This window comes from Massilia haematophila, from assembly GCF_042647645.1.
Classification (GTDB): Bacteria; Pseudomonadota; Gammaproteobacteria; order Burkholderiales; family Burkholderiaceae_D; genus Telluria; species Telluria haematophila.
Window position 1 is genome coordinate 3599433 of record NZ_JBHRVV010000001.1, and the last position, 22809, is coordinate 3622241.

Genomic DNA, 22809 nt, shown 5'->3' on the forward strand with positions numbered 1-22809 from the left:
TTAGCGCCGGCGCTGGTAGCCGGTGCGGGGAGCGGGGGTGCCGCGCTGTTCGATATGACGGAACACGATGCGCGCCTTGTTCAGGTCGTACGGCGACATCTCCAGCGTCACCTTGTCGCCCGCCAGGATGCGGATGTGGTTCTTCTTCATGCGCCCCGAGGTATACGCGACCAGCTTGTGGCCGTTCTCGAGGTCGACGCGAAAACGCATTTCGGGGAGGACGTCGGTGACGAGGCCTTGCATTTCGATGAGGTCTTCTTTTGCCATGATGCTTTCCTTGTGTGAGCTGCGAGCCGGCTGCCAACGCCGCCATGAACAATGCCTCGGTCGGCAGCGCCCGCAGGGACTGGACCGGAAATGAGGTGAATCGACCGCCGTCGGGCGGGAAAAGATGCGCCGGCAACCGCGATGCGGATGCACGGGGAAGAAAAAAGCCCGCTCATTGCGGGCCGGTGATCGACAAAGCCTGGATCGTGCTCCTGTCCTGGACCATCTGCCAGGTACGGAGCGCAGGACGCCCATGCTATCTACGTGGTGCTTCCCGCATGTCACTCGATCAAGGTGGCTCGATCGGCTAACTGCGTTCGGCCGCCGTCGTTGTGCGGCCCTGCCGAAACGTCGCGAAGCGTGTGCGTGCTTCCTCGACTGCATACAGTGTAGCACGGATGGCGAAATGACGTATGGATGAGCGAAGCCTGGCACCGGCGCCGGAGAATTCAGAACAGCGGCGCCTGGCCCGATGCCTGCGGGTCTGCATCGCCCTCTTCCATTAACGCGCCCCACACCGCCAGCTTTTGTTCGAACGATATCGCCATGTGCGCCGGCGAACTCGATGGCAGCACGACGGTGCGGTAGCCGGCCTCGGCGAACTGTGGCGCGAATTTTCCCGATGCCTGGCCGTTGAAGCCGACCGTCTCCAGCTTCGGGCACAGCTTGTGCAGGCGCTCGAAGTCGTTCGCCGCCGGCTTGCGGATGGCGGAATCGAGGCTGCCCTCGCGCTCGCAGGCGGCCAGCACGTCCCATAAACCGAAGCGGTGCGCCAGCAGGCGTGGCAGGCGCTCGTCGTAGGGCAACCCATACAGGTCTTCGCCGACCAGGGCGCCGACCAGCTTCCAGAATTGATTGCGCGGGTGGGCGTAGTACTGCTGGGCCGCAAGCGAGGCGGCGCCGGGAAAGCTGCCCAGCACCAGGATGCGGGTGTCGGGCGCGATCACGGGCGCGAGGCCGGTGAGCAGCGGGCTGTCTTTGGAAACGGTGTTGGGCATGGGCCGATTGTAGCGCCCTGCCCGGCCGCGTATGCGCACGAAAAAAAGCGGCGGACCGCGTGAGCGGGCCGCCGCAAAGGGCATTCCGGAGGAGATCAGGAATCCCTCAACGCTGCGCCAGCCCGTCCTGCGTCTGCTGCGCCGCCGGCGCATCCCAGCCGCCGCCGAGGGCGCGGATCAGGGCGACCGTGGTCAGGGCGCGGTCGCCGCGCAGCTGCGCCGCGTTGCGCTCGACCGAGGCCAGGTTGCGCTGGGCGTCGAGCAGTTCGAGGTAGCTCGAACGCCCGGCGTCGTAGAGCTTGCGCGCCAGGTCGACCGAACGGCGCGCCGAGACCACTGCGTCCTGCACCTCGGCGCCTTGAGCGTCGAGGATGCGCAGGCCGGCCAGGTTGTCCTCGACCTCGGCGAAGGCCGCCAGCACGCGTTCGCGGTAGGCGCCGACCGACTCCTCCAGCGCCGCTTCGCTGCGCGTCACCTCGGCCCGGTTGCGTCCGCCGTCGATCACCGGCAGCGCCAGCAACGCGCCCAGCACCCAGGAGCGGCTGCTCCATTTGAAGGCCTCGGCCATGGTGCCGCCGACGCCGCCGCCCGCGGCATCGATGGTCAAGGCCGGGAACATGGCCGAACGGGCCACGCCGATGCGCGCGTTCTGCGCTTCCATCGTGCGCTGGGCGGCGGCGACGTCGGGCCGGCGTTCGAGCAGGGTCGACGGCAGCCCGGCCGGGATCAGCGGCATCGCGCTCGATTCCGGCAGCGGGCTGGTGGATGCCGCGAAGTCCGCCGGCGGGCGGCCCAGCAGTACCGCCAGCCCATGCTCGGCGTTGGTCCGCTGGCGCTGCAGGCCGATGGCTTCGGCGCGCGTGGCCGACAGTTCGGTTTTTGCCCGCGTCAGGTCGAATTCGCCGATGTCGCCGAGGTCGAAGCGGCGCTGGTTCACCGCCACGCTTTCCTCGCGCAGGCGCACGGCGCGCTCGACGGTTTCCAGTTCGGCGTCGAGGGCGCGCAGCCGGAAGTAGCCCTGCGCGACGTCGGCCTGCAGCGATAGCAGCACGGACTGGTAGCTCGCTTCCACCGAGGCGGCATCCTGGCGCGCCGCCTCGACGTTGGCGGCCACGCGGCCGAACAGATCGACCTCGTAGCTGGCCGACAGGCTGGCCGTGTAGGTGCTGCGCGGCGCGACCGGGCTGCCCTGCGGCAGGTTCGCCTCCAACGACGACGGGCGGCCGCGCTGGGCGCCGACGCCGACATTCACCTGCGGGATGCGGTCGGCCTCGGCGATGCCGGCGATGGCGCGCGCCTGTTTGACGCGCGCCGCGGCCACCGTCAGGCTGGGGTTGTTGCGCGCCGCCTCGTCCATCAATGCGGTCAGGCGCGCGTCCTGGAACACCAGCCACCATTCGCCGCGCGGCTGCTGCTCGGCCGGGCGGGCCGGCTGCCAACGGCTGCCGTCGGGCGCCGTCTGCACGGCGCCTGCTTCCTTGAAGGCGGTCGGCACGGTCACCGCGGGTTGCTTGAAATCCGGCGCCGCGCAGGCACTCAGCAGCAGGGCCGCCATCAACGGGGCGATACCGCGTGCAATCATGGTGTTCATTGTGCGACTCCTTCCGCCTGCACGGCCGGGGCAGGCGCCGCGGCGGGTTGTTCGAAACGTTGGGCCAGCGTGCGCAGCAGGACGTAGAACAGCGGCGTGAGGAACAGGCCGAAGAAGGTCACGCCCAGCATGCCGGCGAACACGGCCACGCCCATCGCGTGACGCATCTCGGCGCCGGCGCCGCTGGAGAACACCAGGGGCAGCACGCCCATGATAAAGGCGATCGAGGTCATCAGGATCGGACGCAGGCGCAGGCGGGAGGCTTCCAGCGCGGCTGCCACGATGCTGCGGCCGTGGTGTTCGAGTTCGCGGGCGAACTCCACGATCAGGATCGCGTTCTTCGACGCCAGCCCGACCAGCACGAACAGCGCGATCTGGGTGAAGATGTTGTTGTCGCCGCCGGTCAGCTTCACGCCCAGCAGTGCGCACAGGATCGACATCGGCACGATCAGGATCACCGCCAGCGGCAGGGTCCAGCTTTCGTACTGGGCGGCCAGCACCAGGAACACCAGCAGCACGCACAGCGGGAAGACGTAGATCATGGTGTTCCCCGACAGGATGTCCTGGTAAGTCAGGTCGGTCCACTCGTAGGCGATCCCCTTCGGCAGCGTCTCCTTCGCGATCTGCTCGAAAATAGCCTGTGCCTGGCCCGAGGAGACGCCGGGCGCCGGGCCGCCGTTCATGTCGGCCGAGACGTAGGCGTTATAGCGCTGCACGCGGTCCGGGCCATAGCTGTCCTTCACCTGCATCAGCGAGGACAGCGGGATCATCTCGCCGCTGCTGCTCCTCACCTTGAGTTGGGCGATCTGCTCGGGCTGCGAGCGGAACTGGGCATCGGCCTGCACCCGCACCTGGTAGGTCCGGCCGAACTGGTTGAAGTCGTTCACGTAGAGCGAACCGAGGTTCACCTGCAGGGTCTGGTAAATGGTCTGCAGCGGCACGCCGAGCTGCTTGGCTTTCACGCGGTCGATGTCGGCGAACAGCTGGGGCACGTTGATCTGGTAGCTCGAGAACACGCCTTGCAAACGCGGGTCGGCCCAGGCTTTCGCCTGCATCGCCTGGGTCGCCTTGTACAGCGCGTCGTAGCCCAGGTTGCCGCGGTCTTCCAGCATCATCTTGAAGCCGCCGGTGGTGCCGAGGCCATTCACCGGGGGCGGCGGCAGCACCATCACGAAGGCGTCTTCGACCGCGCCCATGCGCGCGTTGATCGCGGCGGCGATGCCTGCGGCCGACTGCTCCTCGCCCTTGCGCTCGTTGAAGGGCTTCAGGGTGAAGAAGACGATGCCCGCGTTCGGCGCATTGGTGAAACCGTTGATCGACAGGCCGGGGAAGGCAACCGAGGACTCCACGCCCGGGATCTCGGCGGCGATGTCCGACATCTTGCGGATCACGGCATCGGTGCGGTCGAGCGAGGCGGCGTCCGGCAGCTGGGCGAAGCCGATCAGGTAAGCCTTGTCCTGCTGCGGCACGAAGCCCGGCGGCACCACCTTGAACATGAAGGCGGCGGCCACGCCCAGCACCGCATACACCGCCAGCGAAACGGTCTTGCGGCGCAGGACGCCCTGCACGCCGCCTTCGTAGCGGTGCGAGGCGCGCCCGAAGAAGCGGTTGAAGGCGGCGAAGAAGCGGCCGAACAGCTTGTCCATGATGCGGGTCAGGCGGTCCTTCGGCGCGTCGTGCGCCTTCAGCAGCGCGCTTGAGAGCGACGGCGCCAGCGTCAGCGACACGAAGGCCGAGATCACGGTCGAAATGGCGATGGTCAGCGCGAACTGGCGGTAGAACTGGCCGGTCAGGCCCGAGACAAAGGCGATCGGCACGAACACCGCGCACAGCACCAGGGCAATCGCCACGATCGGGCCGCTGACTTCCCTCATCGCCTGGATCGTCGCGTCGTGCGGCGACAAGCCATTCGTGATGTTGCGCTCGACGTTCTCGACGACCACGATGGCGTCGTCGACCACGATGCCGATCGCCAGCACCAGGCCGAACAGGGACAAGGTGTTGATCGAGAAGCCGAACATCAGCATCACGGCAAAGGTGCCGACCACCGACACCGGCACCGCCAGCAACGGAATGATCGAGGCGCGCCAGCTTTGCAGGAAGACGATCACGACGATCGCCACCAGCACCACGGCTTCGAGCAGGGTGTGGATGACGGAGTCGATCGACTCGCGCACGAATTGGGTCGGGTCGTACACAATGCTGTATTCGACGCCTTCCGGGAAATCTTCCGACAGCTCGGCCATGGCCGCGCGCACGTCGGTGGACAGCTGCAGCGCGTTGGCGTTCGGCGCTTCGAAAATCGGGATCGCCACCGCCGACTTGTTGTCCAGCAGCGCGCGCAGGGCATACGAGTTCGAGCCCATCTCCAGGCGCGCCACGTCCTTCAGCAAGGTGGTGGCGCCGTCGGCATTCGTCTTGACGACGATGTCGCCGAACTCCTCGACGGTCGACAGGCGGCCCTGGGTGTTCACGGTCAGCTGGAACTCGGCGTCTTTCGCCGGGCCCTGGCCGATGACGCCGGCCGCGACCTGCACGTTCTGCTCGCGGATGGCGTCGACCACGTCGCCGGCGGTGAGATTACGCGCGGCCACCTTCTGCGGATCGAGCCAGACCCGCATCGCGTAGTCGCCCGAACCGAACAGCTGCACCTCGCCCATGCCATGGATGCGCGCCAGGCGGTCCTTGATGTTCAGGGTTGCGTAGTTGCGCAGATAGAGGTCGTCATAGCGGCCGCTCGGCGACTTCAGGTGCACCACCATGGTCAAATTCGGCGAGCTTTTCACGGTGGTCACGCCGATCTGGCGCACCTCCTCGGGCAGGCGCGGCAGCGCGCGCTGGACGCGGTTCTGCACCTGCGTCTCGGCCTGCTCGACGTCGGTGCCGATGGCGAAGGTAATCGTCAGCATCAGCGCGCCGTCCGACGTGTTTTGCGAGGACATGTAGAGCATGTTCTCGACGCCGTTGATCTGCTCTTCCAGCGGCGCGGCCACGGTCTCGGCGATCACCTGGGGATTGGCGCCCGGGTACTGGGCGCGCACCACCACCGAAGGCGGCACCACGTCCGGGTACTCGGACACCGGCAGCTTGAGGATCGAGATCAGGCCACCGACGAAGACCAGCACCGACAGCACGGCCGCGAAGATCGGCTTGTCGACAAAGAAGCGGGAGAAATTCATGGTCTTACTCCTTGGCGCCTGCTTGTGCATTGGCCGCGAGCGCCAGCGGCGCGGATGCGGCGTCCATCGCCACCATCTGCGCCGCGATCGGCGCGCCGGGACGCACGCGCTGCAGGCCGTTGACGACGATCTTCTCGCGGCCCTTCAGGCCGGCGCGCACCACGCGCAAGCCATTGATGGTCGGCCCCAGCGTCACCGGGCGGTACTCGGCCTTGTTGTCGGCGCCGACCACGAACACGTACTTGCGGCTCTGGTCGGTGGCGACGGCGCGGTCCTGGATCAGGATCGCCTTGCGGCTGTCGGCCGCGCCCAGTTGGACCCGCGCGAACAGGCCCGGCGCCAGCGTGCGGTCGGCGTTGTCGAAAGCGGCGCGCATGCGCACGCTGCCGGTGCGGGCATCGAGCTGGTTGTCGACGAATTCGAGCTTGCCCTCGTGCGGGAAGCCCTCTTCGTTGGCCAGGCCGACGCGCACCGCGACCGGCGTGCCCTGCTGGGCTTTGGCGCCGACGCGCAGGTAGGTTTCCTCGTCGCCGTCGAAGCTGGCGTAGATGCGGTCGAGCGATACCACCGAGGTGAGCACGGCCGAGGCGTCGACCAGGTTGCCGAGGGTGATCTCGGCCTTCGAGACACGCCCGTCGATCGGCGAAGTCACGCGGGTATAGGCCAGGTTCAGGCGCGCTGCCTCGAGCTGGGCCTGGGCCGCGGCGGCATTCGCTTCCAGCTCCTTCTGCGCGGCCGCCGCTTCGTCGTATTCGCGTTTCGCGATCGCCTTGTCGGCCAGCAGACTCTCGGCGCGGGCCAGCTCGCGGCGGGCGAGCTCCAGCTTGGCGCGGGTCGATGCGGCATTCGCTTCGGCGCGGGCGGCTTCGGCCTGGTAGGGGCGCGGATCGATCACGAACAGGACCTCACCCTTCTTCACTTCGCTGCCCGGCTTGAAGTTCACCGCCGTGATGAAGCCGCTGACGCGCGAGCGGATCTCGACGCGTTCGATCGCTTCCAGGCGGCCCGAGAATTCCTGGGTTTCGGCGACTTGCCGTTCCAGCACCAGTGCGGCGGACACCGGCGGCGCGGCGGGCGCGCCGGCTTCGGCGGCTTTTCCCGTGGCATCGCCGCAGCCGGACAGCATCGCCGCGGCCAGGCCGGCCCCGGCCAGCGCCAGCACGGCCGGACCACGCTGCGAGCGTAGGGTCGACCGCACTGCGGCGGTCAATTGATGAACGGTTCTCATGTTTATTGCCTCTTATTGTTGAGAAAATGTAATTAATTAGGCGACACCCGTCCCTCCCGGCGACGCATCGTGAAAAAGCGCGAAGGAAAGCAGGTCCCGCCGCACCCGTGGGGTGCGTTGACCAGTTCAGCTAGTTGTGGAAAGAATCAGGTGGAAGAAGTCATCCGGGCGGCGCCTCCCCGTCCAGATCGGCGATGAAGCCGGCGATTTCGGTGAGGGCATGCGCCTTGCAGGCGCAATCGTTGCGTCCGCCCGGTTCGGTGAGCGGCGCCGGCAGCAGGCGGCGGACAGTGGCCCGCACGCCGAAGGTGGTCAGCTTGGCCCCGTAGGCCTCGGCTTCGTCGCGCAAGGGGTCGTCCTCGGCGGACAGGATCAGGGCCGGCGGCAGGTTGCGCAGCCGGCTCGATTGCAGGGGCGAAGCGTACGGGTGGGTACGGTCGGCCGCATGCGGCAGGTAGCCGCGGTAGCCGGCCGCGCAGGTGTCGGCCAGTTGTTCGCGGTCGGGACAATTCGGCATCTCGCGCATCGAGCAGGTCGACAGGCCCGGGTCGAGCATCGGCATCAGCAGGATCTGGCCGGCCAGCTTGGGCGTGCCGCGGTCGCGCGACATCAGCGCGCAGACGGCGGCCAGGTTGGCGCCGGCTTCGATGCCGGCCACCAGCATGCGCTTGCCGCTCCAGCCCAGTTTGGTCTTGTTCTTCTTGGCCCACAGCAGCACCGCATGGGCATCCTCGACCGCCGCCGGGAACGGGCGCACGGTTGCCAGCGTGTAGTTCGAGGCCAGGACGACCTGGGCATGGCTGGCGTCGGCCAGGTGGCGCAGGAAGCCATCGGCATCGTCCAGGTCGCCGGCCACGAAGCCGCCGCCGTGGAAGAACACGATCAGAGTGTCGCGTTTTGACGCCGGGCCGGCCGCGTACAGGCGCGCTTTCAGCGGCCCCTGTTCGCCGGCGGCTTCGAGTTCGCGCACGCGAACCGTATCGGTGGGATGCGCCGCACCAGCATTGGCGGCGCCCAGGTCGAACGGCGCGTTCATGGCTTCACCTCCTGCGCGGCGGCGAACAGTTGTGCGTTCGCAGCATTCTCGGGACAGACAGCGCACGCCACCGTATTGGCGAGCGCATGGATGCCGTGCGCCTCGGCGCCGGCGGCCTGTCCATAGGCGCCGCTGCCGACCGCCGCCGCCATGGCCAGCGTGCTGACCGCCAGCGCGATCGTTGCCACGATGCCGTCCCGATGTCTCATGTTCCGCTCCATTGATGATTACTTCAGCTCCCAATACGCACACTATAGACATCAACTACAATCTGATAAAGATCGCAATTTCGAATTGATTGTTCAGATTGGACGAACAATCAGCAAAAACTAGGAAGGTTCCTGACCGCAGGAGGAAAAGATGAACAAGTTGCAGGCCATGGAAGTCTTCGTGCAGGTGGTCGATACCGGCAGCTTCACGCGCGCGGCCGAGATGCTGAGCATGCCCAAGGCCAGCGTCTCGACCATGGTGCAGGCGCTGGAAACGGCGCTGGCGGCCAAGCTGCTGCACCGCACCACGCGCCTCGTCACCGTCACTTCCGATGGCGCCGCCTATTACGAGCGCTGCATCCGCATCCTGTCCGACGTGCGCGACGCCGAGGAATCGCTCTCGCGCACCCGCCTGAACCCGAGCGGACGCCTGCGCGTCGACACCCCGACCGGCTTCTCGAGCGAAATCCTGGTGCCGGCCCTGCCCGCCTTCTTCGAACGCTACCCCGACATCAGGCTGGAGCTGGGCAGCACCGACCGCCCGGTCGACCTGATCGAGGAAGGCGTCGATTGCGCGGTGCGCGGCGGGCCCTTGTTCGACACCAGCCTGATCGCGCGCCGGGTCGGCGTGATCAATTTTGTCACCGCCGCCTCGCCCGACTACCTGGCCCGCTTCGGCGTTCCGCAGCATCCGAACGATTTGCTCCAGCACCGCTGCGTGAATTATTTCTCGGCCAAGAACGGCAAGGTCTACGACTGGGACTTCAACCGCGGCAGCGAGCGCATCGAGGTGCCGCTGCCGGGCCTGATCGCCCTGAACGACTCGAACGCCTACGTGCAGGCGGGGCTGGCCGGGCTGGGTGTCATCCAGATGACCGACTACCTGCTGCTGCGCCACATGCAGGAAGGCCGCATGGTGCAGCTGCTGCCCGACTGGGCCAGCAACCCCTTGCCGATCCACGTGGTCTACCCGCAGAACCGCCACCTGTCGGCCAAGGTGCGGGCCTTCGTCGAGTGGGTGTCCGAGCTGCTCGCGAACCATCCGCAGATGCGCCTGGGCGCGCGTCCGGCCTTTGCGCAGGAAGCGCAGGCGGCGTGATGCCGTCGACTTGAAAATACGGCGCGGCCCGGGTGTAGAATTTCCCCATAAAACCATCACCGGGAGACCCTCATGACCAGCGCCGCGCAGCCCCGCAATATCCACACCCTGCTCGAGATCTACAGCGAAAGCCACCGCAACCCGACCAATGAGCTGATCCATTTCGTGTGCGTGCCGGTGATCGTGTTCTCGCTGCTGGGCATCCTGTGGGCGGTCCACCCGGTGCTGGCGCTCGCCGCGGTCCTTGCTGCCATGTGGTACTACTTCCAGCTCTCGCGCCCCTTCGCCTGGGGCATGCTGGCAATGTCGGCCGCGATGCTGGCGATCCTGGCCGCGATGCCGCCGATGACCGTGCTGCCGCTGTCGATCGCGGTGTTCGTGGTGGCCTGGATCGGCCAGTTCATCGGCCACAAGATCGAAGGCAAGAAGCCGTCCTTCTTCGACGACCTGCGTTTCCTCCTGATCGGGCCGCTGTTCGTGCTGGGTTTCCTGTACCGCCGCCTGAATTTGGCGTACTAAGCCGGCGTACCGACAGGAAGCGGGCGCGCGCCGCCCCTTGCTGGCAAGGAGTAGGCTTCAAGCATAAGATCACCTGTTGGAGCCTGCCATGAAAACCACGCTTCCCCTCGCCGCCCTTCTCGCTGCCGGCCTGCTGGCCGGCTGCGCCACGCCGCCGCCCTCCGGCAGCGTCTACCGGTATGGCCAGACCCAGAACGAGCAGGTCGTGCGCATGGGCACGGTCGAGTCGGTCCGGAATGTCACCATCGTCAACCCGGAATCGGGCGTAGGCACCATGGGCGGCGCGGCCCTCGGCGGCATCGGCGGCGCGCAGATCGGCAGCGGCAGCGGCTCGGCCGCGGCCAGCGTCGCCGGCGCCATCGCCGGCGGCCTGCTCGGCAACCGGATCGAGGCCAACGCCAACCAGCGGCCGGGTTTCGAGATCACCGTCCGGCTCGACAGCGGAGAATTGCGCGCCATTACGCAGGCGGCGGACGAGATGTTCCGGCCGGGCGAGCGCGTGCGGCTGCTGAGCGATGGGTATCAGACGCGGGTGACGCACTGAGCACCGGTGGTGGCTGATTTCCTCCCACGCGTTCAAACAAAACCTGCGTTATCACAGTGCCAATGTAATTTGAACGCGTGGGCGGGAAACCCGCCCACCCTACGGTCCAAAAACTGTGCGGTTTGGGGCGCATATTTCCAATCTATAGACGACAGGCAATAGCGAAAGCACGTATACTTTCGCGATGCCTTCTTCCGTCCTCTTCGTCATCGCATCCCTGATCTGGGGTTCGACTTTCTGGGCCATTACCTTGCAGCTGGGCGAAGTGCCGCCGGCGGTCTCCGTGGTCTACCGTTTCGCACTGGCCTCGGCCACGCTGTTCTTCATCTGCACCATCCGCGGCCACAAGCTGCAGCTGCCCTGGCGCACCCAGAAATGGATGATGCTGCAAGGCGCGGCGACCTTCGGCCTGTCGTATATCTGCACCTACCAGGCCGAGGAAGTCGTGGTCTCGGGCCTGGTCGCCGTGCTGTTCGCGCTGATGGTGTTCTGGACTCCCCTGCTGGGACGACTCTTCCACGGCACGCCGATCGCCGCGCGCACCTGGGGCGCCGGCGCGGCCGCCACCGCCGGCGTGGCCTTGCTGTTCTACCATTCGATCGGCCAGGCCTGGCGCGACCTGCAAATGGGCGGCAGCGGCCACTTCCTGCTGGGCGTGGTCCTGGCCCTGGTCGCGACCATCGCCAGCTCGGCCGGCAGCATCGTGGTCGGCAAGGTGCGCGAGCAATCCACCAACGTCATGCTGACCACCGCCTGGTCGATGCTCTGGGGCACCCTGCTGGTGGTGCTCTACGTGCTGGCCACCGGACAGCGCTTCGTCGCGCCGCCGACCCTCTCGTACACGCTGGGCTTGCTGTATCTCGCCCTGTTCGGCTCGGTGATCGCCTTCCTTGCCTATTTCACGCTGATCGCCCGCATCGGGCCGCAGAAAGCGGTCTATATCGGCGTCATCACGCCGGTGCTGTCGGTGCTGCTGTCGGTCAAGCTCGAACACTACCGCCCAGGTCCCGTCGAGTTCCTGGGCATGGTGCTGTGCCTGGCCAGCGTGGCCTGGGCCCTGCGCGCACCCGCAGCCAAACCGGTGCAAAATGATCTTTTGAACAACGCCATCGAAACCCCATGACCTCTGCCACACATTTTTCCATCCGCCCTGCCGAGCCGGCCGACATCAGCCACATCCATTCGATGATCGTCGAGCTGGCCGTGTTCGAGAAACTCGAGCATATGGTGGTGGCCACCGAGGAGCTGCTGCACGAAGGCCTGTTCGGCACGAAACCCTCGTGCGAAGCCATCGTCGGCGAGGAAAACGGCGAAGTGGTCGCCTTTGCCCTGTTCTTCCATAACTTCTCGACCTTCCTGACCAAGAAGGGCCTGTACCTGGAAGACCTGTACGTGCGCCAGTCGCACCGCGGCAAGGGCTACGGCACCCAGCTGCTGGCGCGCCTGGCCCAGCTGGCCGTGGAGCGCAACTGCGGCCGCTTCGAATGGTCTGTCCTCGACTGGAACGAGCCGGCCATCAACTTCTACAAGGCGATGGGCGCCCAGATCCTGCCGGACTGGCGCATCTGCCGCGTCACCGGCGAATCGCTCGACTATCTCGCCCGCCGCGCGCTGTAACCGGCAAAGAAAAACCCACGGGACCGTTCGGTGCCGTGGGCGAACCCATTTTTTAGGATGGGGAGGGGAGAGTGGATATCAACGACTTCAATATAGCCGGGCGATGTCGCTGACTGTGGTGGTTCTTACAATTGCTTACCTCTCTTACGGATTCCACTGAAGCTAATAATTACCCAGCTGGAATCTGGGGATTTGAGAAGCCTCAAGCCTTGTGCCGGGGTGTGGCACGATTGAGTTATCACAAAAGCAATGTATGGGTGACGCCGACAATGTGCTCTCCGCACAAAGGGCAAACCCATGACATTCAGCCTCAAACCGATCAGGACCTGGCTCTACAAGGCCTGGCTGCGCTCCCGTCTCGATAACTACACGCGCAGCCTGCACGCCATTGCGGCGCAGCGCGAAAACGACTTTTACGCCGAGCGCATGCTGCACCGGGCGGTGTCGACGACCAAGGCGAAGTTACAGTCGCTTTGAACAAGGCCTGCGGCGGGTGGGCATCTTGAAGCGCCGCGCCTGCTCATCGTTCATGCGCGGGTATGGCGTGTCCACCCTAAAACTGCGTTGCAGCTGTTCCGATGCCGGACCGGGTGGGTTCGAGAACCCACCCTACGAACGATTCGGGCGTCCTGGGCCGAGGTTGAAGCTGCCGCTTGTTTTGGCGCTCGACCGCGTGGACACGGGTGTCCACCCCACAACTGCAGCCTTACGTAGGGTGGACACCTGTGTCCACGCTGTGCGCAGTGTCCCGGATCGCGCTGCGCCTATGACTGCGCGATGCGATGACGCGTGGTTTTTCAAGCCGATCAAAAACTGGCCGGCAGCCCGGCGTCGCGCTCGCGCATCACGCCGCCGTTGACCACGGCCTGGCAGGGATTGAAGCCGATCGCATAGGCCAGCTCACCCGGGCGGGCGATGTCCCACAGGGCGAAGTCGGCGCGCTTGCCCACTTCCAGCGTGCCGCGGTCCTGCATGCCGAGTGCGCGCGCCGCATGCACGGTGGCGCCCTGCAGCGCTTCGCGGGGACTGAGGCGCCACAGCGTGCAGGCCATGTTCATCGCCAGCAGGATCGAGCTCAGAGGCGAGGTGCCGGGGTTGCAGTCGGTCGCCACCGCCATCGGAACGCCGGCCGCGCGCAACTGCGCAATCGGCGGCATCTGCGTCTCGTGCAGGAAGTACCAGGCGCCCGGCAGCAGCACCGCCACCGTGCCGGCGGCCGCCATGGCCTGGATCCCCGCCGGGGTCAGGTGCTCGAGGTGGTCGGCCGACAGGCCGCCGTAGCGCGCCACCAGTTCGGCGCCGCGCTGCTCCGACAACTGCTCGGCATGCAGCTTGACCGGCAGGCCCAGGCGCTTCGCGGCCGCGAATACGCGCTCGGTCTGGTCGTAGGTGAAGCCGATGTGCTCGCAGAAGGCGTCGACGGCGTCGACCAGCCCTTCCTTGGCCAGCAGCGGCAGCATGCGTTCGGTCACTTCGGCGATGTAGTCGTCGGCGCGGCCGGCGAACTCGGGCGGCAGCGCGTGGGCGCCGAGGAAGGTGGTCTTCACGCACACCGGCAGCAGTTCGCCCAGGCGGCGCGCGGCGCGCAGCATGTTGGCTTCGCCCTGCAGGTTCAAGCCATAGCCGGACTTGATCTCGAGCGTGGTCACGCCCTCGGCCAGCAGTTGCGAGACGCGCGGCGCGCTGACGCGCATCAGGTCTTCCACCGATGCGGCGCGGGTGGCGCGCACGGTCGACATGATGCCGCCGCCATTGCGCGCGATGTCCTCGTAGCTCGCCCCTTCCAGGCGCGCCTCCCACTCCTCGCTGCGGTTGCCGGCATGGACGATGTGGGTGTGGCAGTCGATCAGGCCGGGGGTGAGCCAGGCGCCGTCGCAATCGTGGATGACGGCCGCGCGCGGCGCTTCGCGGCGCGCGCCGACCCAGGCGATGCGGCCGTGGTGCACGGCGATCGCGCCATCCATCACCTCGCCGTAGCCGCCGACCATGGTGGCCAGGTTCACGTTCGCAAACACCGCGTCATAACGCGGCCCGCTGCGCTCACTCATCTTCGTCCTCGCTGTAATAGAAAATGTCGACGATGAAGATCGTCGCCTGGGTGGTCTCGAGCGACCACACCGTGCCCGGATCGAACATCACCGCGTCATAGCGTACCAGCCCGATGCGTTCGGCGTCGCTGGCGATCTCCAGGCTTTCGCCCTCGGCCAGGAACAGGATCGTCAAATCGGCGCGCGCGACAAAAGTCGACTTGCCCGACAGGCGGCGCCGGCCGAACTGGTGGTAGCAGCGTTCGCTGCGCGTCATGACGTTGAAGTCGGTCGTCGGCCCGCGGTTGAGCTTGGCGACCACCTCCGACTCGCCGTCGAAGGCCAGCACCGGCCCCGACTCGCACAGGATCACGCGCTCGGTGCCGTCGATGTCGAGCGTCATGCCGTGGCCGTCGACCAGCGCCAGCGTGCGGTCGACGCCGGGGAAGGTCGAGAACGGGCCGTCCTCGGCAATGGTCGCCAGGCTCACGCGCCAGTCGAAATTGTCGAAGGTCGCCTCAGGCGGCCCGACCGCGATGGTGGTGGTGGTGCCGCCGCCGTTCTTCCACGGCACCGCCGACAGCCCCGCAAACGGAATCAGGATGTTCATGCTCGTACCTCACGCAACTGGTTGATCGCCTGCCGGTAGCGGCGCGCGATGGTGTCCTGGGCCATGTGGCGCCCGCCCTGCACGACCCAGCGTCCGCCGGCCAGCACGTCGCGCACCAGGTTGTCGTTGCCGCAGAACACCAGGCGGCCCATCACGTCGGATTCAAGCGCGCCTTCCAGGTTCGGGTGCGCGCTGTCGAGCACCAGCAGGTCGGCGCGCCGCCCGGCCGCCAGCAGCCCGACCGGCCTGCCCGCCGCCTGGGCGCCGCCGGCCAGCGCATCCTGCCACAAGTTGAGCGCCACGTCGCGCCGCGCAGGCGTGGCCGCGACGTTGCGGCGCTGGTGCACCAGGCGCTGGCCGTACTCGAGCCAGCGCAATTCCTCGACCGGGCTCTGCGAGACGTGGCTGTCGCTGCCGATGCCCCAGCGCCCGCCCGCCGCCAAATAATCCCCGAGTGGGAACACGCCGTCGCCCAGGTTGGCCTCGGTGGTCGGGCACAGGCCGGCCACCGCGCCCGATGCCGCCATGCCCCGCACTTCCTCGTCGTTCAGGTGGGTCGCATGCACCAGGCACCAGCGCGCATCGACGCCGACGTTCTCCAGCAGGTATTCGACCGGGCGCCGGCCGCTGAAATCCAGGCTTTGCCGCACTTCGCCCTGCTGTTCGGCGATGTGGATGTGCAGCGGCCGGCCGGCAGGCAGGGCCGCCGCCAGTTCGCGCACCTGGTCGATGCCGGCCGCGCGCAGCGAGTGCGGGGCCGCGCCGACCTCGAGCTGGCCCGAGCGCAGCGGTGCGAGCGCCTCGACGATGCGTAGCACGGTCTCGGCATCGGTACGGAAACGCGCCTGCTCCAGTTTCAGTGCCTGCTCGCCGAAGCCGCTGTAGCTGTACAGCACCGGCAGCAGGGTCAGGCCGATGCCGGTGCCCTGCCCGGCCGCCGCGACGCGCTCGGCCATCTCGGCCGGCCGCGCGTACAGCGCGCCCTGCGGGTCGCGCTGGATGTAGTGGAATTCGCACAGCGAGGTATAGCCGTGGCGCAGGCATTCCGAGAACAACTGGGCCGCGATGGCCTCGACCTGCTCGGGCGTGATGTGGGCCGCGAAGCGGTACATCAGGTCGCGCCAGGTCCAGAAACTGTCGGGGCCGTCGCCGGCCTTCTCGGTCAGGCCACCGAGCGCGCGCTGGAAGGCGTGCGAATGCAGGTTGACCATGCCCGGCACCACGTAGTCGGCGCGCGGCACGCCGATCGGCGCCTTGGCCTGGGGCTGGACCCGGGTCAGCGCGCCGCGCGCATCCCACTCGACCAGCACGTCGCCGCGCCAGCCTTCCGGCAGCAGTGCGTGGCGGGCAAACAGGGCGTTCACGCGCGTCCCCCTGCGCGCACCCAGTCGAGCGCGGCCCGCATCATGTCGGCCAGCAGCGGCTGCACCTCGGCCGCCACCTCCGGACGGTATTCGAAAGGCGGCGCCTCGTTCATGTACAGGCACTGGCACATCTCGAGCTGGATCGCGTGCACGCCCTCTTTCGGCTGGCCATAGAAGCGGGTGATGTGGCCGCCCTTGAAGCGGCCGTTGACGGCGATGCTGAAGCGGTCGTGGGCGCGCGCCACGTCCACCACCGCGTTTTCCAGGCCCGGATCGCAGGACTTGCCTTCGGCGGTGCCGAAGTTCAGGTCCGGCAGGCGGCCCTCGAAGAAGCGCGGCACCTGCGATGCGATCGAGTGCGCGTCCCACAAGACCACGCGGCCGTGCAGCGCCAGCAGGCGCACCAGCTCGGCGCGCAGCTGCGTGTGGTAGGGCTGCCAGTAGCGTTCCAGGCGGCGCTTCACCTCGGCCTCGTCCGGCACGCGGCCTTCCTGGTACAGGCTTTCGCGGCCGAAGGTGTCGACCGGGCACAGGCCGGTCGTGTCCATCCCGGGGTACAGGTTGGTGTTTTCCGGCGGCCGGTTCAGGTCGATGACGTAGCGCGACCAGCGCGCCGCCAGGGTCGAGACGCCGAGGCGGTCGGCGGCCTCGTACAGCTCGGCCAGGTGCCAGTCGGTGTCCGCTTTCGCGAGGGCGCAGGGCGCCATCGTGGCCGCCACTTCGTCGGGAATGTCGGTGCCCACGTGGGGCATCGACAGCAGCATCGGCGCATCGCCTGCCTTGAACCGGAAATCCATTCGCACTCCTGTCTAGATCTGGTTATATTAAGGGTTCGAGAAACCGTAGCGAGCGGAAGGAGTGCTGACCGAGAAGCGGAGCTGTACAAGAGTACAGCGAGCATCGCAGGACGGCAATCCGACGCGCAGTAGGTTTATCGGCCCCTTAAGGATGAAGAACCGAGAACAGCTCCTTGCATGAGGCCGACAGTTCGCCTTCGATCACCATCCGACGCGCGGCCTCGATGTCGGGCGCGAAGAAGCGGTCCTCGTCGTAGGACGGCACCTGCCGGCGCAACTGGGCATGCACGTGCTCCAGGTAGCCCGAGCTGGTCAGCGGACGGTGGAATTCGATGCCCTGCCCCGCGGCCAGCAGCTCGATCCCGATGATCACAGCCGTATTGTGCGCCATCTGGTCGAGACGGCGCGCAGCGAAGGTCGCCATGCTGACGTGGTCTTCCTGGTTGGCCGAGGTCGGCAGGCTGTCGACGCTGGCCGGATGGGCCAGCGACTTGTTTTCCGAGGCCAGGGCGGCGGCCGTCACGTGGGCGATCATGAAGCCCGAGTTCAGGCCCGGCTCGCGCACCAGGAAGGCCGGCAGGCCGGACAAATTCGCGTCGATCAGGAGCGCGATGCGGCGCTCGGCCAGCGCGCCGATTTCGGCGATGGCCAGCGCCAGGGTGTCGGCGGCAAAGGCCACCGGCTCGGCGTGGAAGTTACCGCCCGAAACGATCGCGCCATCGTCGGGGAAGAGCAAGGGGTTGTCGGTGACCGCGTTCGCCTCGATCAGGAGGGTGCGGCCGGCATTCGCGACCAGGTCCATGACGGCGCCCATCACCTGCGGCTGGCAGCGCAGGCTGTAGGGGTCCTGCACGCGTTCGTCGCCGACCAGGTGCGAGGCGCGGATCGCGCTGCCCGCCACCAGCTCGCGGTAGATGGCGGCGGCAGCGATCTGGCCCGGCTGGCCGCGCACCGCGTGGATGCGCGGGTCGAACGGCGCATCGCTGCCGCGCGCGGCGTCGACCGACAGCGCGCCGGTGACCATTGCCGCTTCCACCAGGCGCTCGGCCATGAACAGGCCGTGCAGGGCGAGCGCGGTCGACACTTGCGTGCCGTTGATCAGGGCCAGGCCCTCTTTCGCGGCCAGGGTCACCGGCGCGATGCCGGCTTGCGCCAGCGCCTCGCCGGCGTCCACCAGGCGGCCGTCGACGCGCACCTGGCCGACGCCGAGGATGGCCAGCGTCATGTGCGCCAGCGGCGCCAGGTCGCCCGAGGCGCCGACCGAGCCCTGCGAGGGGATGGCCGGCATGATGCCCGCGTTGTAGAGCGCGATCAGGGTGTCGATGATCAGCGGACGCACGCCCGAGTAGCCGCGCGCCAGGCTGCCGATCTTGGTCAGGAGGATCAGGCGCACCACGGCGTCGGAGAGCAGCTCGCCGGTGCCGACCGCGTGCGACAGGATCAGGTTGCGCTGCAGTTGCGCCAGCTGGTCGTTCGGAATGTGGGCCTTGGCCAGGATGCCGAAGCCGGTGTTGATGCCGTAGGCCGGGTCGCCCTTGGCGACGATGGTGTCGACCAGCGCGCTCGAGGCGGCGATCGGCGCGGCGGCATCCGGCGACAGGGCGATCGGGCGGTGCGCGCTCCAGGCGGCGCGCAGGTCCGCCAGGGTCAGGGCGCCGGGTTGCAGGGTCCAGCCGTGTTGCGATTCGTGTTTCATGTTCGTTTAAAACCTTACTTGATCATCGGGAGGTTCAGGCCATTGCGCTTGGCCGTGGCGATCGCGCTTTCGTAGCCGGCGTCGGCGTGGCGCATCACGCCCGAGCCGCTGTCGTTCACCAGCACGCGCGCCAGGCGCTTGGCGGCGGCGTCGGTGCCGTCGGCAACGATGACGACGCCCGAGTGCTGCGAATAGCCCATGCCGACGCCGCCGCCGTGGTGCAGCGAGACCCAGGTCGCGCCGCCGGCGGTGTTCAGCATCGCGTTCAGGAGCGGCCAGTCCGACACCGCGTCGGTGCCGTCGCGCATCGCTTCGGTCTCACGGTTCGGGCTCGCCACCGAGCCGGTGTCGAGGTGGTCGCGGCCGATCACGATCGGCGCCTTCAGTTCGCCGGTGCGCACCATCTCGTTGAAGGCCAGGCCGGCCAGGTGGCGTTCTCCGAGTCCCAGCCAGCAGATGCGCGCCGGCAGGCCCTGGAAGGCGATGCGTTCGCGCGCCATGTCGAGCCAGCGGTGCACCTGCCTGTGCTGGGGGAACAGCTCCTTGATCTTGGCGTCGGTTTTGTAGATGTCCTCGGGGTCGCCGGACAGCGCCACCCAGCGGAAGGGGCCGCGTCCTTCGCAGAACTGCGGGCGGATGTAGGCGGGAACAAAACCCGGGAAGTCGAAGGCGTTGGCCACGCCCTCGTCCTTTGCGACTTGCCGGATGTTGTTGCCGTAGTCGACCGCGTAGGCGCCGAGTGCCTTGAAGTCGAGGATGGCCTGGACGTGCTGCGCGCACGATGCGGCGGCCGCCGCTTTCAGGCGGGCGTGCTGGGACGGGTCGCGCTGGGCCGCCTTCCACTCCTCCACGCTCCAGCCGGCCGGCAGGTAGCCGTTGATCAGGTCGTGGGCCGAGGTCTGGTCGGTGACCAGGTCGGGCACCAGGCCGCCGGCACGGGCGCGGCGCACCAGTTCCGGCAACACCTCGGCGGCGTTGCCGAGCAGGCCGATGGAAACGGCTTCGCGTTTCTCCGTGTGTTCCTTGACCAGGGCCAGCGCCTCGTCGATGTCTTTCGCCTGCTTGTCGAGGTAGCGGGTGCGCAGGCGGAAGTCGATGCTGCTCTGCTGGCATTCGACCGTCAGCGAGACGGCGCCGGCGAAGGTCGCGGCCAGCGGCTGGGCGCCGCCCATGCCGCCCAGGCCGGCGGTGAGGATCCAGCGGCCTGCCATGTCGCCGCCGAAGTGCTGGCGGCCGGCCTCGGCGAAGGTCTCGTAGGTGCCCTGCACGATGCCCTGGGTGCCGATATAGATCCAGCTGCCGGCCGTCATCTGGCCGTACATGAACAGGCCCTTGCGGTCGAGCTCGTTGAAATGCTCCCAGTTGGCCCACTTCGGCACCAGGTTCGAGTTCGCCAGCAGCACGCGCGGCGCGTTCTCGTGGGTCTGGAACACGCCGACCGGCTTGCCCGACTGGATCAGGAGGGTCTGGTCGTCTTCCAGTTCGCGCAGCGAGGCGAGGATCTGGTCGTAGCATTCCCAGTTGCGGGCGGCGCGGCCGATGCCGCCATAGACCACCAGCGCCTGCGGGTTTTCGGCCACCTCGGCGTCGAGGTTGTTCTGCAGCATGCGGTAGGCCGCTTCGGTGAGCCAGCTCTTGCAGGAAAGTTCGGTACCGCGCGGGGCGCGGATGGTGCGCGTCGGATCGAAACGCGGATCGACATCAACTCGGGGCGATTCTTGGGTCATGGCAGCTCCTGGGGTTGAAGAAGGGCGAACGATTGAACCGATCGCGCCGGAATCCACAGAGTCTAAGTTGTCTATACAAGCCAGTCAATCCATTTTGTCGCGATGTTTCCCCGTAGGGTGGGCACTCCGTGCCCACGCGTTACGTGCTGGTCCGTCTTCCGCTGCTTGAAAACATCGCTCGGCAAGCATGCAGTACTCTTGACGCTAACAATGTTCTCTCTGTGCTGCCAACACTGCTCATCATTCCGCGTGGACACGGGGTGCCCACCCTACGGTCTGCCAACACTGCTCATCGTTCCGCGTGGGCACGGAGTGCCCACCCTACGACCTTGGCTCCGCTTTATTGTTTCTGGTACACCGCCTTCCCTCCGACCCAGGTCTGCAGCACGCCCACCTTGTGGATGTCGTAGGTCGGCATCTTGAACAGGTCCTGGTCGATGACGATGAAGTCGGCCCACTTGCCCGGCTCCAGCGAGCCTAAGCTGTTTTCGGCGTGGCCGGCGTAGGCTGCGTCAAGCGTGAAGCAGCGGAAGGCTTCCTTCAGCGACATCGCCTGCTCCGGATGCCAGCCGGCGACCGGCTGGCCGGCGTGGTCCATGCGCGTCACCGCGGCATGGATGCCGAAGAAGGGATTCGGCGACTCGACCGGGAAGTCCGAACCGCAGGCGATGCGCGAACCCTGGTGCAGGAAGGTACGCCAGGCATAGGCGCCCTTGATACGCTCCGGGCCGACGCGGGTCTCGGCCATGTTCTTGTCCGAGGTGGCGTGGGTCGGCTGCATCGACGGGATGATGCCCAGCGTCTTGAAGCGGCCGATATCCGCCTGCGTCACCACCTGGGCGTGTTCGATGCGGTGGCGCTGGGCCGCGCTCTTGGTCGCCGCCAGTTCCTTCTGGTAGATGTCGAGGATCTGGTGGTTGCCGGCGTCGCCGATCGCGTGCACATTGACCTGGTAGCCGCGCGTCATCGCCTTCTTCATCATGGCGTCCATCTGGTCGAGCTTGTAGAACAGCAGGCCGTGCGAATGCGGCTCGTCGCTGTAGGGCTTGATCAGGGCGGCGCCGCGGCTGCCCAGGGCGCCGTCCGAATACAGTTTCACCGCACGCAGCGCATACATGTCGTTGCCGTAGGTTTTCAGGGGGCCGTTCTTCGACAGCGCGTCGAAATCCTTCTCGGTGCCGCCGATCATGCCGTAGATACGGGCGGTCAGTTTTCCTTGATCCGCATAGGCGCGATACAGGCGGTCCTCGGACATGCCCAGGCCCGCGTCGTGGGTGCTGGTGATGCCGACTTTCGCCATCGCGGCCAGCGCGCGGTCGAGCGCCACGCGGGCTTCAAGCTCGGTCTGCGGCGGCAGCACTTTCGTCACCAGTTCCTGCGCCGCGTCGACCAGCACGCCGGTGGCTTTCCCGTTGGCGTCGCGCATGATCTTGCCGCCGGCCGGGTCCGGGGTCTTGTCGGTGATGCCGGCCGCCGCCAGCGCGCGGCTGTTGGCCCAGCCGGCATGACCGTCGACGCGCTCGAACCAGACCGGGCGGTCATTGACCACGGCATCCACGTCGGCCGCGGTCGGGAAGCGGCCCAGCTTCCAGTTTTCCTGGTTCCAGCCGCGCCCGCGCAGCCAGCCCTGGCCCGGGTTGGCGCGGGCGTAATCGCCAATCGCCTTCTGGGCGCCTTCCAGCGAGGTGGCCTGCGACAGGTCGAGCTGGGTCAGCATCTGGCCCAGGCCGAACACGTGACCGTGGGCATCGATCAGGCCCGGCAGCACGGTGCGGCCTCCCAAGTCGACGCGGCGCGCGCCGGGCGCCTTGGCATTGACCTCGGCGGCGCTGCCGACGGCGATGATCTTGCCCTGGTCATCGATGGCCAGCGCCGTGAACTGCACCAGGTCACCCTTGCTGTCGAGCGTGTATCCATTGGCGTTGTCGATCACCGTGCTGGCATGCGCGGCCGACAGCCCGGCGAGCGCGGCAAGGACGAACATGGAACACTGCTTGAGGGTGGGGTGCATGGACTCTCCGTTTTATTAAATAAATGCAAAACATGAGTGTAGCGAAGTCCTCCCGCGTTGGACACAGGCAGAGGTCCCAAGCACCTGTTTTTTCGTTATGATTTCGCCGCAGCAATTAGTTAGTGAACATATTGATTTCAGCCCATCCCGAGGCTGGACGGGCGTGGCTCGCGACGACGCTGGCGCAGGAAGCAAACAAGCGCTGACGCGTAGGGTGGGCGGATCTTCCGCCCACGCGTCCAACGCCATCTTGCGCATTCGTGCGCGCCAGATCACCGTGCGTTGAACGC

General features: G+C 67.1%; 20 protein-coding genes. 6 read left to right on the forward strand and 14 right to left on the reverse strand.

Annotated features, from left to right (window positions below; all coding sequences use genetic code 11):
• The 7 genes from infA to ACFOPH_RS15975 form a co-directional block, all read right to left on the reverse strand.
• Positions 1-267, reverse strand: coding sequence for a translation initiation factor IF-1 (gene infA / locus ACFOPH_RS15945; RefSeq protein WP_312548522.1), 267 nt, complete (start codon positions 265-267; stop codon positions 1-3).
• Positions 268-716: 449 nt separating this feature from the next.
• Positions 717-1265 carry a DNA-deoxyinosine glycosylase gene (locus ACFOPH_RS15950; protein ID WP_312548523.1) on the reverse strand — a complete coding sequence of 183 codons (549 nt, stop codon included), beginning with the start codon at positions 1263-1265 and terminating at the stop codon, positions 717-719.
• Positions 1266-1371: 106 nt separating this feature from the next.
• Positions 1372-2856, reverse strand: a complete 1485-nt coding sequence (locus ACFOPH_RS15955; protein WP_379736347.1) for an efflux transporter outer membrane subunit — start codon at positions 2854-2856, stop codon at positions 1372-1374.
• A complete protein-coding gene (locus tag ACFOPH_RS15960; protein ID WP_379736349.1) occupies positions 2853-6035 on the reverse strand; it encodes an efflux RND transporter permease subunit in 3183 nt (1060 codons plus the stop codon). Before ACFOPH_RS15960 ends, ACFOPH_RS15955 begins: the two co-directional genes overlap by 4 nt.
• 4 nt (positions 6036-6039) lie before the next feature.
• Positions 6040-7263, reverse strand: a complete 1224-nt coding sequence (locus ACFOPH_RS15965) for an efflux RND transporter periplasmic adaptor subunit (RefSeq protein ID WP_379736351.1) — start codon at positions 7261-7263, stop codon at positions 6040-6042.
• 160 nt (positions 7264-7423) lie between these two features.
• Positions 7424-8299 carry an alpha/beta hydrolase gene (locus ACFOPH_RS15970; protein ID WP_379736353.1) on the reverse strand — a complete coding sequence of 292 codons (876 nt, stop codon included), beginning with the start codon at positions 8297-8299 and terminating at the stop codon, positions 7424-7426.
• Positions 8296-8508: a hypothetical protein gene (locus ACFOPH_RS15975; protein WP_379736355.1), complete on the reverse strand. Its 213-nt coding sequence runs from the start codon at positions 8506-8508 to the stop codon at positions 8296-8298. The genes ACFOPH_RS15970 and ACFOPH_RS15975 overlap by 4 nt, the downstream gene beginning before the upstream one ends.
• A gap of 151 nt (positions 8509-8659) precedes the next feature.
• On the opposite strand from ACFOPH_RS15975, the gene ACFOPH_RS15980 reads away from it, so the two are divergent.
• The 6 genes from ACFOPH_RS15980 (at position 8660) to ACFOPH_RS16005 (ending at position 12764) form a co-directional block, all read left to right on the forward strand.
• Entirely contained in the window at positions 8660-9607 is a 948-nt protein-coding gene (locus ACFOPH_RS15980; RefSeq protein WP_312548530.1) for a LysR family transcriptional regulator, read from the forward strand.
• 72 nt (positions 9608-9679) lie between these two features.
• Positions 9680-10126, forward strand: a complete 447-nt coding sequence (locus tag ACFOPH_RS15985) for an Mpo1 family 2-hydroxy fatty acid dioxygenase (protein WP_312548531.1) — start codon at positions 9680-9682, stop codon at positions 10124-10126.
• Between the two features lie 88 nt (positions 10127-10214).
• On the forward strand, positions 10215-10670 hold the full coding sequence (locus ACFOPH_RS15990) for an outer membrane lipoprotein (RefSeq protein WP_312548533.1): 456 nt from the start codon (positions 10215-10217) through the stop codon (positions 10668-10670).
• 184 nt (positions 10671-10854) lie between these two features.
• Positions 10855-11793, forward strand: coding sequence for a DMT family transporter (locus tag ACFOPH_RS15995; RefSeq protein ID WP_312548534.1), 939 nt, complete (start codon positions 10855-10857; stop codon positions 11791-11793).
• Entirely contained in the window at positions 11790-12287 is a 498-nt protein-coding gene (locus ACFOPH_RS16000) for a GNAT family N-acetyltransferase (protein ID WP_312548535.1), read from the forward strand. The genes ACFOPH_RS15995 and ACFOPH_RS16000 overlap by 4 nt, the downstream gene beginning before the upstream one ends.
• 297 nt (positions 12288-12584) lie before the next feature.
• Positions 12585-12764: a hypothetical protein gene (locus ACFOPH_RS16005; protein WP_379736359.1), complete on the forward strand. Its 180-nt coding sequence runs from the start codon at positions 12585-12587 to the stop codon at positions 12762-12764.
• Between the two features lie 329 nt (positions 12765-13093).
• On the opposite strand, the gene hutI is transcribed toward ACFOPH_RS16005, so the two are convergent.
• The 7 genes from hutI to ACFOPH_RS16040 form a co-directional block, all read right to left on the reverse strand.
• Entirely contained in the window at positions 13094-14335 is a 1242-nt protein-coding gene (gene hutI, locus ACFOPH_RS16010) for an imidazolonepropionase (RefSeq protein WP_312548537.1), read from the reverse strand.
• On the reverse strand, positions 14328-14924 hold the full coding sequence (locus ACFOPH_RS16015) for a HutD/Ves family protein (protein ID WP_379736361.1): 597 nt from the start codon (positions 14922-14924) through the stop codon (positions 14328-14330). The genes hutI and ACFOPH_RS16015 overlap by 8 nt, the downstream gene beginning before the upstream one ends.
• Positions 14921-16288: a formimidoylglutamate deiminase gene (locus ACFOPH_RS16020; RefSeq protein WP_379736363.1), complete on the reverse strand. Its 1368-nt coding sequence runs from the start codon at positions 16286-16288 to the stop codon at positions 14921-14923. Before ACFOPH_RS16020 ends, ACFOPH_RS16015 begins: the two co-directional genes overlap by 4 nt.
• Positions 16285-17085, reverse strand: a complete 801-nt coding sequence (hutG, locus tag ACFOPH_RS16025) for an N-formylglutamate deformylase (RefSeq protein ID WP_379736365.1) — start codon at positions 17083-17085, stop codon at positions 16285-16287. The genes ACFOPH_RS16020 and hutG overlap by 4 nt, the downstream gene beginning before the upstream one ends.
• A gap of 145 nt (positions 17086-17230) precedes the next feature.
• Complete coding sequence (gene hutH / locus ACFOPH_RS16030; RefSeq protein ID WP_379736367.1) at positions 17231-18781, reverse strand: histidine ammonia-lyase; 1551 nt, start codon at positions 18779-18781, stop codon at positions 17231-17233.
• A gap of 14 nt (positions 18782-18795) precedes the next feature.
• Entirely contained in the window at positions 18796-20508 is a 1713-nt protein-coding gene (gene hutU / locus ACFOPH_RS16035) for a urocanate hydratase (protein WP_379736369.1), read from the reverse strand.
• Positions 20509-20848: 340 nt separating this feature from the next.
• Positions 20849-22519 carry an amidohydrolase gene (locus tag ACFOPH_RS16040; RefSeq protein WP_379736371.1) on the reverse strand — a complete coding sequence of 557 codons (1671 nt, stop codon included), beginning with the start codon at positions 22517-22519 and terminating at the stop codon, positions 20849-20851.
• Positions 22520-22809 lie beyond the last annotated feature (290 nt).